Annotated in this window: 13 protein-coding genes; 12 read left to right on the top strand and 1 reads right to left on the bottom strand. The window is 65.1% G+C overall.

Annotated features, from left to right (window positions below):
* Window positions 1-14 precede the first annotated feature (14 nt).
* Genes nuoN through mtnK form a run of 7 tightly spaced genes read left to right on the top strand, consistent with a single transcriptional unit; the run spans window position 15 to window position 6,330 of the window.
* Entirely contained in the window at window positions 15-1,451 is a 1,437-nt protein-coding gene (gene nuoN / locus JQ580_RS24415; RefSeq protein ID WP_212282745.1) for an NADH-quinone oxidoreductase subunit NuoN, read from the top strand.
* A 1-nt stretch (window position 1,452) separates the two neighbouring features.
* A complete protein-coding gene (locus JQ580_RS24410; RefSeq protein WP_212282744.1) occupies window positions 1,453-2,259 on the top strand; it encodes a biotin--[acetyl-CoA-carboxylase] ligase in 807 nt (268 codons plus the stop codon).
* The gene (locus tag JQ580_RS24405; RefSeq protein WP_212282743.1) at window positions 2,259-3,929 is read left to right on the top strand and encodes a ribonuclease J; all 1,671 of its coding nucleotides are present in this window, start codon (window positions 2,259-2,261) and stop codon (window positions 3,927-3,929) included. The genes JQ580_RS24410 and JQ580_RS24405 overlap by 1 nt, the downstream gene beginning before the upstream one ends.
* A gap of 14 nt (window positions 3,930-3,943) precedes the next feature.
* Window positions 3,944-4,348 carry a methylmalonyl-CoA epimerase gene (mce, locus tag JQ580_RS24400; protein WP_212282742.1) on the top strand — a complete coding sequence of 135 codons (405 nt, stop codon included), beginning with the start codon at window positions 3,944-3,946 and terminating at the stop codon, window positions 4,346-4,348.
* Window positions 4,349-4,356: 8 nt separating this feature from the next.
* Entirely contained in the window at window positions 4,357-4,632 is a 276-nt protein-coding gene (locus JQ580_RS24395; protein ID WP_106952724.1) for a DUF1467 family protein, read from the top strand.
* A gap of 31 nt (window positions 4,633-4,663) precedes the next feature.
* Complete coding sequence (locus JQ580_RS24390; RefSeq protein ID WP_212282741.1) at window positions 4,664-5,011, top strand: hypothetical protein; 348 nt, start codon at window positions 4,664-4,666, stop codon at window positions 5,009-5,011.
* A gap of 32 nt (window positions 5,012-5,043) precedes the next feature.
* Window positions 5,044-6,330, top strand: coding sequence for an S-methyl-5-thioribose kinase (mtnK, locus tag JQ580_RS24385; protein WP_212282740.1), 1,287 nt, complete (start codon window positions 5,044-5,046; stop codon window positions 6,328-6,330).
* Between the two features lie 129 nt (window positions 6,331-6,459).
* Here mtnK and JQ580_RS24380 read toward each other — a convergent pair whose 3' ends face one another.
* Window positions 6,460-7,344 (bottom strand): hypothetical protein, encoded by an 885-nt coding sequence (locus JQ580_RS24380; RefSeq protein ID WP_212282739.1) that lies wholly within the window; start codon window positions 7,342-7,344, stop codon window positions 6,460-6,462.
* A 269-nt stretch (window positions 7,345-7,613) separates the two neighbouring features.
* Between JQ580_RS24380 and JQ580_RS24375 the strand changes: the two genes are divergently transcribed.
* From JQ580_RS24375 to JQ580_RS24355, 5 genes are read left to right on the top strand one after another with little or no spacing between them, the layout of a single operon-like run.
* Entirely contained in the window at window positions 7,614-9,200 is a 1,587-nt protein-coding gene (locus tag JQ580_RS24375; protein ID WP_212282738.1) for an ABC transporter substrate-binding protein, read from the top strand.
* Window positions 9,201-9,260: 60 nt separating this feature from the next.
* On the top strand, window positions 9,261-10,184 hold the full coding sequence (locus tag JQ580_RS24370; RefSeq protein WP_212282737.1) for an ABC transporter permease: 924 nt from the start codon (window positions 9,261-9,263) through the stop codon (window positions 10,182-10,184).
* Window positions 10,181-11,002 (top strand): ABC transporter permease, encoded by an 822-nt coding sequence (locus JQ580_RS24365; protein ID WP_212282736.1) that lies wholly within the window; start codon window positions 10,181-10,183, stop codon window positions 11,000-11,002. Before JQ580_RS24370 ends, JQ580_RS24365 begins: the two co-directional genes overlap by 4 nt.
* A complete protein-coding gene (locus tag JQ580_RS24360; RefSeq protein WP_212282735.1) occupies window positions 10,999-11,979 on the top strand; it encodes an ABC transporter ATP-binding protein in 981 nt (326 codons plus the stop codon). The genes JQ580_RS24365 and JQ580_RS24360 overlap by 4 nt, the downstream gene beginning before the upstream one ends.
* Window positions 11,972-13,009, top strand: a complete 1,038-nt coding sequence (locus JQ580_RS24355; protein ID WP_212282734.1) for an ABC transporter ATP-binding protein — start codon at window positions 11,972-11,974, stop codon at window positions 13,007-13,009. The genes JQ580_RS24360 and JQ580_RS24355 overlap by 8 nt, the downstream gene beginning before the upstream one ends.
* Window positions 13,010-13,120: the final 111 nt, after the last annotated feature.

The following is a 13,120-nucleotide window of genomic DNA, read 5'->3' as shown; positions in this document are numbered from 1 at the left end:
GTCAGGATATCGCCATGAATTTTGTGACTGCAGGTTACCAACTGGCGCCGGTGCTCCCCGAGCTCGTACTCGCGATCGGCGCCATGGCTCTGCTGATGCTGGGCGCCTATCGCGGGCAGGGGACGACCGGCGCCGTCACCTCGCTGGCGGTCGTGCTGCTGGTCGTGGTCGGCGTACTCGAATACATGCTGCCCGCGGGCAAGCAGGTGACCTTCGGCGGCAGCTTCATCGTCGACGACTTCGCCCGCTTCATGAAGATCCTGGCCCTGATCGGCTCGGCGGTGACGCTGGTGCTGTCGACCGAGTTCCTGTCGGACCCGTCGCGCCGCATCTTCGAATACGCCATCCTGGTGCTGCTCTCGACGCTCGGCATGATGGTGCTGATCTCGGCCGGCGACCTGATCTCGCTCTATCTCGGCCTCGAACTGATGTCGCTCGCGCTCTACGTCGTGGCGGCGTCGAACCGCGACAACGCCAAGTCGACCGAAGCCGGCCTGAAGTATTTCGTGCTCGGCGCACTGTCCTCGGGCATGCTGCTGTACGGCGCCTCGCTGATCTACGGCTTCACCGGCACGGTCAGCTTCACCGGCATCGCGGCGGTCGCGACGGTCTCGAACGTCGGCCTCATGTTCGGTCTGGTCTTCCTGCTCGTCGGCCTCTGCTTCAAGGTCTCGGCGGTGCCGTTCCACATGTGGACGCCTGACGTCTACGAGGGCGCGCCGACCCCGGTCACCGCCTTCTTCGCCTCGGCGCCGAAGGTCGCAGCGCTCGCCGTGTTCACCCGCGTCACGCTGACGGCGTTCCCGGGCATCGTCTCGCAGTGGCAGCAGATCCTGGTGTTCGTGTCGATCGCCTCGATGGCGCTCGGCTCCTTCGCCGCGATCGGCCAGAGCAACATCAAGCGCCTGATGGCGTATTCCTCGATCGGCCACATGGGCTTCGCGCTGGTCGGCCTTGCCTCCGGCACGGTCGAGGGCGCCCAGGGCGTGCTGATGTACATCGTGATCTATGTCGCGATGACGCTCGGCTCGTTCTCGATCATCCTTGCGATGCGCCGCAACGGCCAAGCGGTCGAGCAGATCAGCGATTTTGCCGGCCTGTCGCGCACCAATCCACTGCTCGCTTTTATGTTCGCGATGCTGCTGTTCTCTCTCGCGGGCATTCCGCCGCTCGCGGGCTTCTTCGCCAAATGGTACGTCTTCGTCGCCGCCATCAAGGCGAATTTGTTCACGCTCGCCGTCGTCGGCGTGCTGACCAGCGTGGTCGGCTGCTACTATTACCTGTCCATCGTCAAGACGATGTATTTCGACGAGCCGGCCGGTCAGGTCGATCCCGTCAGGGTCGAGGTGAAGACGGTGCTGGCGGTGTTCGGCATGTTCAACATCCTGTTCGCGCTGTTCGCGGGGCCCGTGGTGAGCGTCGCCTCCGCCGCCGCAAAGTCGCTGTTCTAGGATGGCATTCGCGCTAGGTCCTCGCGCATCGTCGGCGGGCTACAGGCTCGCAGCTTTCGAACGGACCGGCTCGACGAATACCGAGGCGATCGAGCACGCGAGGCGCGGCGAGCGCGGCCCGATGTGGTTCGTCACCTCGGAGCAGACGGCCGGCCGTGGCCGCCGTCAACGCGCCTGGATCGCGCCGCGCGGCAATCTCGCCGCCAGCCTCCTTGAGGTCCTGGACGTGACGCCGGCCGTTGCCGCGACCATCGGCTTTGCCGCCGGCCTTGCTGAAGAAGCCGCGCTCGAGAAGGTGAGCCTCGAGGCCGCCCTGCGCCTCGGTGATGGCCGTCCTCGCTACACCTTGAAATGGCCCAACGACGTGCTGGCGAACGGCAAGAAGCTCGTCGGCATTGGCCTGGAGGCGGAGGCCGTCGGCGACCGTCTCGCCGTCGTTGTCGGCATCGGCACCAATGTCGTGGGCGCGCCCGAGGGCACGCCGACGCCGGCGGTCTCGCTGGCCGCACTCGGCGTCCAGATCAGTGCGGAGGAGCTGTTCTCGGCACTCTCGGACGCCTGGGTCGAGTTCCGGGGCATCTGGGACAATGGACGCGGCTTTGCCGAGATCCGAAAACTCTGGCTGGAGCGCGCCGCCGGTCTCGGCGAGCGGGTCGCGATCAACACGGGAGCGACGACGCTGGACGGCATTTTTGATACGATCGACGACACCGGCTGCCTGATCGTCCGCACCGCGGAGGGCCGCCGGGTGCCGGTCGCCGCGGGCGAAGTATTCTTTGGCCCAGTCGCCTCCGTAGGAGCTGCGTGATGGCGAAACCTGACGAACTGGTATTTGCGCCGCTCGGCGGCGTCGGCGAGATCGGCATGAACCTGTCGATCTACGGCCTCGGCAACCGGCAGCAGCGTGCCTGGATGGCGGTCGATCTCGGCGTCTCCTTCGGCGATGAAGAGCATCTGCCGGGTATCGACCTGATCATGCCCGACATCAGCTTCCTGGAGAAGGAGCGCAAGAACCTGATGGGCCTCGTGCTGACGCACGCCCATGAGGATCATTTCGGCGCCATCATCGATCTCTGGCCGAAGCTGAGATGCCCGATCTATGCGACGCAGTTCAGCGCGGCGCTGTTCGAGGCCAAGCTTGCGGCCGAGCGCAATGCCCCGAAGATCCCGGTGACGGTGGTGCCATCCGGCGGGCGCATCGATGTCGGCCCGTTCAACGTCGAGTTCATTCCGGTCGCGCATTCGATTCCCGAGTCGCATGCACTGGCGATCCACACCGAAGCCGGCATCGTGCTGCACACCGGCGACTGGAAGATCGACCCGACCCCGATCATCGGCCGCCCGACCGACGAGAAAAGGCTGCGCCAGCTGGGCGACGAGGGCGTGCTCGCCCTGATCGGCGATTCCACCAACGCCGTGCGCGACGGCCGCTCGCCTTCGGAAGCCGAGGTCGCCAGGACGATAACCAATTTGGTGAAGGCCGCCAAGGGCCGTGTCGCGGTCACGACCTTTGCCTCCAACGTCGCGCGCCTCAAGGCCGTTGCCGATGCGGCGCGGGCCGCCGATCGCGAGGTCGTCGTGGTCGGCCGCGCCATGGAGCGCGTGTCGCAGGTTGCGCGCGAGACCGGCTATTTCGACGGCGTCCAGAACTTCCGTTCGACCGACGTCTACGGCCATCTGCCGCAGGACAAGGTGCTGGCGCTCTGCACCGGCAGCCAGGGCGAGGCCCGTGCCGCGCTGGCGCGTATTGCCAATGACGACCATCCCGAGATCACATTGAACCGCGGCGACTGCGTCATCTTCTCGTCTCGCACCATTCCCGGTAACGAGAAGGCCGTCGGGTCGATCATCAACAATCTGGTCCTCCAGGGCGTCGAGGTCATCACCGACCGCGATCATCTCGTTCACGTCTCCGGCCATCCGCGCCGCGACGAGCTGCGCGACATGATCTCCTGGGTCAGGCCGCAACTCCTGATCCCCGTCCACGGCGAGGCCCTGCATCTGCATGAGCACGCCAAGCTGGCGCGCGCCGCCGGCGTTCCGCGTGTCCTGGTCATTCGCAACGGCGACCTCGTCAAGCTCGGCCCCGGCGATCCCGGCATCATCGGCGAGGTGCCCTCCGGTCGTCTCTACAAGGACGGCACGATCCTGGAAGATTCCAAATCCCGCGCGGTGGTCGAGCGCCGCCGCATGGCGTTCTCCGGCTGCGCTTTCGTCGCCATCGCCATGACCGAGCAGGGCGAGCTGGCCGACGATCCCGAGGTCGATCTGGTCGGCATTCCCGAAAAGACCAGGGAGGGCGAGCCCTTTGACGACCTCGTCTTCGATGCCGTGGTCTCCACGATCGAGGGTCTGCCGAAGGCGCGCCGCCGGGATGCCGATGCCTTGGGCGAGTCGGTGCGACGCACTGTCCGGTCCGTCATCAACGAACATTGGGGCAAAAAGCCTCCCTGTCTGGTACACGTACTGACAGTCTAACGGGAGAGAACCACATGCTGGGCCGGCTCAACCATGTCGCCATCGCGACCAAGGATGCGGTCAAGGCTGCGAAGATCTACGGCACGGCGTTCGGCGCCCAGATCTCGGAAGCCGTGCCGCTGCCCGAGCACGGCGTCATCACCGTGTTCGCGACGCTGCCCAACACCAAGATCGAGTTCATCGAGCCGCTCGGCGAAGCCTCGCCGATCGCAAAATTCGTCGAGCGCAACCCCGACGGCGGCATCCACCACATCTGCTACGAGGTCGTCGACATCATCGCCTCGCGCGACAATCTGGTGAAGGAGGGCGCGCGGGTGCTAGGCGACGGCGTGCCGAAGATCGGCGCCCACGGCAAGCCGGTGCTGTTCCTGCATCCGAAGGATTTTTCTGGCGCGCTGGTCGAAATCGAGCAGGCATAGGCCGCGGCATGGCCATCCAGATCTCGACCGCGATCGCAATCTACTTCGTCATCTGGTGGGTCGCGCTGTTCGTGACGCTGCCGTTCGGCGTGCGCAGCCAGCACGAGGATAACGTCGGCGCGCCCGGCACCGATCCCGGCGCGCCGATCCTGACTCGGATGAGGAGCAAGCTGATCTGGACCACGGTCATCTCGGCGATCATCTACGGCCTCGCCATGGTCGCCTTTCACGCCGGCTACCTCTCGATCGAACGCCTGTCGAAATTGATGGGAATGCCGTTCTAGATTTTCTTGGTATGGTCTTTGGGGGGACCGAATGACTTTTCAGAGGATCGTCATCGCGCTTCTGGTGCTGATCGTTGCCGGCCTCGGTGCCATCGGTTATTTCGAGTGGAGGATGGCCGTGCAGGTGCGCACCCTGAAGGCGTTCGTCGAGGGCTACGTCTTCAACGAAGCCGTGATGGCCTGCGAGCAGGCCAAGAGCTCGACGCCGTTCAAATGGAATGGCGGCAAGAGCACCTCGGTGATCGGCCTGAACTCCGTCAAAACAGACAAATACAGCGTTTACGCAAACTACACGCTGGTGGCGGATCTCGTTTATTGTGATTACGATCCGATCAAAAGAAAGGCCGAGATCGGCTCGAGCTTCCTTGAGCGGGAGTAACGATCCGGCCCGGCAGATGGGATGGGATCGTCATGGCGCAGGAGCAGGCCGGGGATTATCGTATTCTGCATGAGGCGGCCTTGCGGGATCATCTCGCAGGCCTGCCGGACCTGAAAGCGCTGCTCGGCGATCCCGCCGGCTGGGAGATCACCGAGGTCGGCGACGGCAATCTCAACCTCGTCTTTATCGTCAAGGGCGGACATGGCGGCGTCGCCGTGAAGCAGGCGCTGCCTTACGTCCGCCTCGTCGGCGAGAGCTGGCCGCTGCCGCTGTCCCGGGCCCATTACGAATATCTCGCGCTGTCCAGGCAGGCGCAGCTCGCGCCCGGCCTCGTGCCGGCCTTGCTGCATCACAGCGACAAGCTGGCGCTGACGGTGATGGAGCTGCTCGAACCGCACATCATCATGCGCAAGGGGCTGGTTGCCGGAACGCAATATCCCCGCTTCGTGGACGACATCACCACCTTCATGGCTCGGACGCTGTTCTTCACATCCGACCTCGCGCTGCCTGCGGCCGCGAAGAAGGAGGGCATCGCAGCGTTCGCCGGCAATCATGCGCTCTGCAAGATCACCGAGGATTTGATCTTCACCGATCCCTACCGTATCGCCGACCAGAATCGTTGGACCGCGCCGTATCTTGATGCGCTCGCCGCCAGCCTGCGCGACGACATGGAGCTGCACGTTGCCGTCTCCCGGCTCAAGCTGAAGTTCATGGCAAGCCCCGAGGCGCTGCTGCACGGCGATCTTCACACCGGATCGATCATGGTCACCGACAGCCAGACGAGGGTGATCGATCCCGAATTCGCATTCTATGGCCCGATGGGGTTCGACGCCGGCGCCGTGATCGCCAACCTCCTGATGGCCTATTTCGCCTCCGCCGGCCATGAGCGCGCGCCGGGTGAACGGCAGGCCTTCGAGGCCTGGGTGCTGGCGACGGTCGAGAACGTCTGGAACGAGTTCGCCCGCAAATTCCTCGATCTCTGGCGCGCCGGTGCGTCGGGCGATGCCTACCCGGTGTCCCTCTTCGCCGGCGAGAGGGGCGCCGCGCGGCTGGAGGCCGAGCGGCAGGCCTACATGCAGCGGCTGTTCACCGATACTGTCGGCTTCGCCGCGGCGAAGACAATCCGGCGAATCTTCGGTCTCGCCCATAACATCGACTTCGAGCTGATCGAGGACCCGAACAAGCGGGCCGTCAGCGAGGCGCGCGCCGTCCGGCTTGCGCGAGCGATGATGGTGGAGGCGGCGGCGTTTCGGACGATCGCCGAGGTCGCCGGCGCCGCGCGAAAGTTGAGGGATTGGCAGCCGGAATTGTCCGGCTGACTTGCGGCGAGCAGCATCCCACTACATTCCGTCATTGCGAGCTTGAAGAAGCAATCCAGAATCTTTCGGCGGCTGCAGTCTGGATTGCTTCCTCGCTTCGCTTCTCGCACGGCAAGGTGAGGGCGCCAGTCAGTACAGCCGTAGCGGCAGCGGAGTGCCCTCGGGCCCGACAAGCAGCCCCCAGGTCTCGTCGGCCGCGACCTCGAACTCCCGGCTCGTGGCCGCGCTGCCGTCGAGCTTGAGAGTGACCCTGTACCTGCCCGGCGGCAGATCCATTTTCTGGCTATCGGGCAACTTGTCCGCGGCGGCGTCGGAGTCGATCAGCTTTTCTCCGGCGTGAGCCGGCAGTCTGATGGTTTGGTCATTGACGGTGATGTCGGCTGCCTCGTCCGTCTTGTTGCCGAGCAACAGCCTCACCCGTCCTGGCGCCGGCCGGATCAGGGCTGTGGAGGCCAGGGGCTTGCGCAGCGCGAGATCGACGATTGTCATGCGGTCCTGGCGGACCAGCCGGAGCAGCGCCGGCCCGTCCGGCGTCGTGAAGGCGACAACGGCCCGATCAGGCGCGACGGCCGCACCGTCGTTTTCGGTCCAGCCGCGGTTTTCGAGCGCCGCGCGATAGAAGCCGAGCACGGCCGCGAGTCCGAGCGGCGTCTCGATGTGCGCCGACCTGATGAAGGGGGAGTTCTTCGCGGTCATCAGGCCCCAGCGATCGGCCAGCGGCAGGCCCATGTCATCGGACACCTTGGCTTCGAATGTCCGGCTGGTGGCCCGTGCCAGATACCCGACGGCGTCGCAGAGCAGGCGCTCGCCGAGATAGTCCGGCGCGCAACGTCCCCTGGTCGCCCACCAGGTATCGTCGACATACCCGTTTGACTGCGTGGTGTGGGACCATCCGATCTTGATCGTGTTGGTCGAGCTGTCGCGGGCGGGGTCCGGCGTGACGGGGATCGCCATCGCGGCCGTTGCGGCGAACAGGCTGCCGGCGAGCAAGACATATGGCGTTCGGCGTCTCATTTTTTCTGCGGTCCCTGGGCCTCGGACAACGATCCTGAGCTTGGTCGCGTCGATCACGAAGAATGTTCACTGCTCCCGTCGCTTGATGACGCACCGCGTCATTCGGCAGTCTGCATTGCTGGGCGGATGCAGCCGGCCTCCAATGGTGGTCGCCGGACGGTCGCCGTCCGGAACTGACATTGGTCTCCATCCAAATCGAGGCTTGCATTCGACGGGCTGCGAATGATCAAATCCCTGATCGGAATGACTGCGCTGGTGGGGGACACAAGATGTTCAGGATGATGGCGGTCGTCGCGGGCCTGGGACTGGCGCTCGCCGGATCGGCGGAGGCGCAGAGCCCGCGCAAGGGCGGAACCATCCGCATGACCGCGCCCTATGGATCGAGTTTCACCAGCCTCGACATTCACACCACCCAACGCGCCCAGGACGAGATCTACGCCAAGGCGCTGCACCGGTCGCTCTACATCTGGAATTCCTCGGAAGGCAAACCGATTCTGGAACTGGCCAAGGAGGACGTCGTCTCGGGCGGCGGCCTCGTTCACACCTTCAAGCTGCGCGACGACGCTTATTTCCACCACGGGCGCAAGATGACGGCCGACGACGTCATCTGGTCCTACACCCGCATCATGGACGGCACCAAGGCCTATCCCGGCGCGCGCTTTGTCCGCGTCATCGAGGGCGCGGCCGCGGTCGAGAAGGGGCAAGCCAAGGAGATCTCCGGCCTGAAGAAGATCGACGACTTCACTGTCGAGATGAAGCTGACCGAGAAGGTTGAACCCGGCTTCTACTTCTTCACCGCACTGACCTCGATCTATCCTGCCGACGAGGGCGCCAAGGAGAGCTTCATCCAGAAGCCGATCGGTCTCGGACCGTTCAAATTCGTCGAGCATGTGCCGGGATCGCGCATCGTGCTGGAGCGGTGGGACCGGTTCTACAAGCCCGGCAAGCCCTATGCCGACAAGGTCACCGTGTCGATCATGGCCGAGGCCGCGGCGCGCGACGTCGCCTTCCGGAACAAGGAGATCGACACCTCGGTGCTCGGGCCCGCGCAATATGTGGCCTACCAGTCCGACGCTGGTCTCAAGGGCACCATCGTCGAGGTCGCCGAGGTCTTTACGCGCTACATGGGGATGAATCCCTCATTCAAGCCGTTCGCCGACAAGCGCGTCAGGCAGGCGATCAACTATGCGATCGACACCGATCTGATCATCAACAAGCTGGTCAAGGGCAAGGCCTACCGCGCCACCAGTTGGCTGCCGCTGACCTCGCCGGCCTACGACAAGGCGATGAAGCCGTATGCTTACGATCCTGCCAAGGCCAAGCAGCTGCTCACCGAGGCGGGCTTCCCCAACGGCTTCGAGTTCGAATGGACCACCAGCCAGAACGAGAGCTGGGGCCTGCCGATCGTCTCGGCCGTGATCCCGATGCTGGACAAGGTCGGCATCAAGGTCAAGGTCAAGCAGGTCGAGACGGCGGTGCTGGCAGAGGTGGTTCGCAGCGGCGACTACCAGGCCTTCATCTATTCCCAGGCCAGCGGCCCGGACCCGCTGGCTGCCCTCAAATGCTTCCATTCGTCGACGCCACAGCCGGCCTGCAACTACATGACCTACAAGAACATCGAGTTCGACAAGATCATCGACGAGGCCGGCAAGGCCGACGATGCCGCGAAGCGCACCGAACTGCTGCAGAAAGCCAATGCGCTGCTCTATGAGGAGGCTCCGGTCTGGTTCTTCAACTACAACAAGGCGGTCATGGCGGTGCAGCCCTGGCTTCACGGCGTCCAGCTCAACGCGACCGAGCTGACCCATCAGAACGTCGAAGACATCTGGGTCGACGAGACCTCGCCCGCGAAGTGACACACGCTCTCGCGCTCCCTTCATCGCTTCAGGCGACGGAGGGAGAGGGGAAATGCGCCGATGCTCTCCTTCCTGTTTCGCCGCCTGCTGCAGACCATTCCGACCGTGCTCACGGTCGTTCTGCTGGTCTTCGTGCTGTTCAGCGTCGTTCCCGGCAGCATCGTCTCCTCCATGAGCGACGACAGCGATCCACAGGTCGAGCTGCGCATGAAGAAACAGCTCGGCCTCGACCAACCCGTCTATGTGCGCTTCGGCGCCTACATCGCCAAGCTCGCCACCGGTGATTTCGGGACCTCGTTCCGGACCCGAGAGCCGGTCACGACCATGATCGCCAAACGGATATGGCCGACGCTGCAGCTCGTTTTCGCGGCCATGGCGTTGGCAGTGGTGATCGGCGTGCCGCTCGGGTTCGTCGCAGCGCTGAAGCCCGGCGGCATCGTCGATACGCTCGCCATGGTCGTGGCAGTGTCGGGGCTGTCGATCGCCAAATTCTGGCTCGGGCTGGTGCTGATGTACTTCTTCGCGTTGAAGCTCGGCTGGCTACCGAGTTTCGGCTATGGCGATGGGGGATTGAAGTACTTGATCCTGCCGGCGGTGACGCTCGGCGTCTCGCCGATGGCACTGTTCGCCCGGACGACGCGCGCCGCGGTCCTCGAGATCATGACCGCCGATTTCGTCCGCACCGCGCGCTCCAAGGGCATGAGCGAGACGCGGGTCGTGAAGTGGCATGTGATGCGCAACGCGCTCGTCATCATTCTCACCACCGTCGGCCTGCAATTCGGCGCGCTGATGGGACAGGCTGTCGTGGTCGAGAAGCTGTTCTCGTGGCCGGGTATCGGCTCGCTGCTGGTCGACAGCGTCCTGCAGCGCGACATCCCGGCGGTCCAGGGCTCCATCCTTGTGGTGGTGCTGGCCTTTCTCGCGATCAATCTGCTGATCGATTTGCTCTACGGCGTGATCGATCCCAGAATCAGATACGCATGAAGCTCCGTGCCAATCTCGTCGTCGGCGGCGCGCTGTTCGCGCTCGCCATTCTGGTGGGCCTGCTGGCACCCTGGCTGGCGCACACCGATCCCGTCATGGACGCCAATTTGATGAATGCGGAGGAGCCGCCGAGCTGGACCTGGTGGTTCGGAACCGACGACCAGGGCCGCGACATCTATTCCCGCGTCGTGTACGGCGCGCAGGTTTCGCTGACGGTCGGCATCGTCTCGCAGCTGATCAACAGCGTCATCGGCGTGGCCTTGGGGCTGAGCGCCGGCTATTTCGGCGGCTGGTGGGACGATGTCGTCAACGCCCTGACCAACCTCATGCTCGCGATCCCTTCGCTAGTCTTCGCGCTGGCGATCATGGCGGTGCTCGGGCCCGGCCTGACCAGCCTGCTGATCGCGCTCGGGCTGACCAATTGGTCCTTCACGTGCCGGATTGCGCGAGCCTCGGCGCTATCGCTGAGGAGCCAGGGCTATGTGCAGGCCGCCACCGTTCTCGGATACGGCGATCTGCGCATCATGATCACGCAGCTGCTGCCGAACATGCTGGGCCCGATCATCGTCATCGGCACGCTGGGCATGGGCAGCGCGGTGTTGTCCGAAGCCGCCTTGTCGTTCCTCGGCCTCGGCGTCCGCCCGCCGTTTCCAAGCTGGGGCAGCATGCTGTCGGAGGCCCGCGAGCAAATCACGACGGCGCCATGGCTCTCGGTCTTCCCGGGCCTCGCGATTTTCCTGACGGTGCTCGGCCTCAATTTGCTCGGCGACGGCCTGCGCGACATTCTCGATCCGCAATCGCGGAGCCGGCGGACATGACCGGCACGCCGTTGATCGAGGTCAGGGACTTGCGCATCGATCTCGATGACGGATCGAGGCGTGTCGCGGCGGCGGAGGGCGTTTCGTTCCGCATCGACCGCGGCGAGACGTTCGGCCTCGTCGGCGAATCCGGTTGCGGCAAGAGCATCACGGCGCTCGCCTTGATCGGGCTGTTGCGGTCGCCGCTCTCGATCGGCGGCGGCGTCATCCGGTTCGAGGGCCAGGAGATCCAGCATCTGTCCGCCGCGAGGCAGCGGGACCTGCGCGGCAACCGCATCGCCATGATCTTCCAGGAGCCGATGACGGCGCTGAACCCGGTCTCGCCGGTGGGCCGGCAGATCGCCGAGATGTTCGTGCTGCACAAGGGCAAGAGCTGGCGGGAAGCCAACAGGCTGGCGGTCGAGGCGCTCGCCGGCGTCCGCGTCCCTGCGCCCGAGCGCCGCGTCCACGATTACCCGCATCAGCTCTCCGGCGGCATGCGCCAGCGGGTGATGATCGCGATCGCGCTCGCCTGCGGTCCGGATCTCCTGATCGCCGACGAGCCGACCACGGCGCTCGACGTGACCGTGCAGGCCGAGATCATCGAGCTGATGCGGAGTTTGTGCGCCGAGCGGGGAACGGCAATCCTGATGATCAGCCACGATCTCGGCTTGGTCGCCAACGTCTGCCGCCGCGTCGCCGTGATGTATGCGGGCCGCATCGTCGAGGAGCGCGGCTCGGCGGACATCTTCCGCGCGCCCTCGCATCCCTACACGCAGGGGCTGGTCGCCTCGCTGCCGCGGCTCGGCAGCCGCGCTGCGCTCGGCCGCAGCAGGCTCAAGGAGATCGCAGGCGTCGTTCCGGCCATTACGAATTTCCCCGACGGCTGCCGGTTCAATCCGCGCTGCGCGCAGGCCAGCGAGATCTGCCGGACCGTCGTGCCGGAGACGGATTGGCTGGACGCCGGCGGTCTGGTCAGGTGTCATCACCATGCATGAACCGCAAAATAGGCAGGTCGAGCGGAGGCCGGACGACGATCTCATTCTCAGCGTTAGGGATCTCGCGGTTCATTTCCCGATTGGTGGCGGCTGGCTCGGCCGCGGCAAGCGCATGCTGCGGGCCGTCGATGGCGTCGATCTCGAGCTGAAGCGGGGCGAATGCCTTGGCCTCGTCGGCGAATCCGGTTCCGGCAAATCGACGGTCGCATTATCGATCCTTGGCCTGCTGACGCCGACGCGCGGCCGCATCGTGCTGGACGGGCAGGTGGTCACGAACGGGCAATCCGGCGATCGGAAGGCGTTGGCGCGCACCGTGCAGATGGTGTTTCAGGACCCTTACGCCTCGCTCAATCCGCGCCAGACGGTGCGCCGCACGCTGGAGGATCCGCTGCGGGTGCACGGCGTCACCGCGAAGAGCGAGATCGAGGATCGGGTCGCGACCATGCTGCGGCATGTCGGCTTGCGACCCGAACAGTCGGGACGCTACCCGCATGAATTCTCCGGCGGCCAGCGCCAGCGCATCGGCATTGCCCGCGCGCTGATCCTCAATCCCAGGATCGTCATCTGCGACGAGCCGGTCTCGGCACTCGACGTCTCGATCCGCGCCCAGATCATCAACCTCCTGCTGGAGTTGAAGGACACGCTCGGCCTGTCCTACATCATGATCAGCCACGATCTCGGCGTGGTCGAGCACATGAGCGACATCGTCGCCGTGATGTATCTCGGCCGCATCGTCGAGAACGGCCACTGGCGCGAAATCTTCGAGCGCCCGGCGCACCCCTATACGCAGGCGTTGATCGCGGCGATCCCCGATCCGCTGCGCCATGCCCCGCTGGCCACGACCGGCGGCGACCTGCCGAACCCGCTCGATCCACCGAACGGATGTGCGTTCAGCCCGAGATGCCGTTACGCCGAAGACGGGTGTCGCCACGAGCCGGGGCCGATGCTGGAAACGAGGGCTGACGGGCACGCGGTGAGATGCTGGCGCAGTGAGGAGCTCGTGGCCGCGAGCCTCGTCCCGTCCCCTTGAGGCGATCGCTTCTTCAGCGGCGCTCGAAAGGGGCGACGGCCCGGCCGGCATCGTGGCCCTTCACCCGTCGAGGCTCCTCATGGGACGGGTCGCGTGCCATGCCTCGCACCT

The organism is Bradyrhizobium sp. SZCCT0148 (assembly GCF_018129985.1).
GTDB lineage: Bacteria > Pseudomonadota > Alphaproteobacteria > Rhizobiales > Xanthobacteraceae > Bradyrhizobium > Bradyrhizobium japonicum_H.
This window is presented reverse-complemented; position numbering and strand designations above follow the sequence as displayed.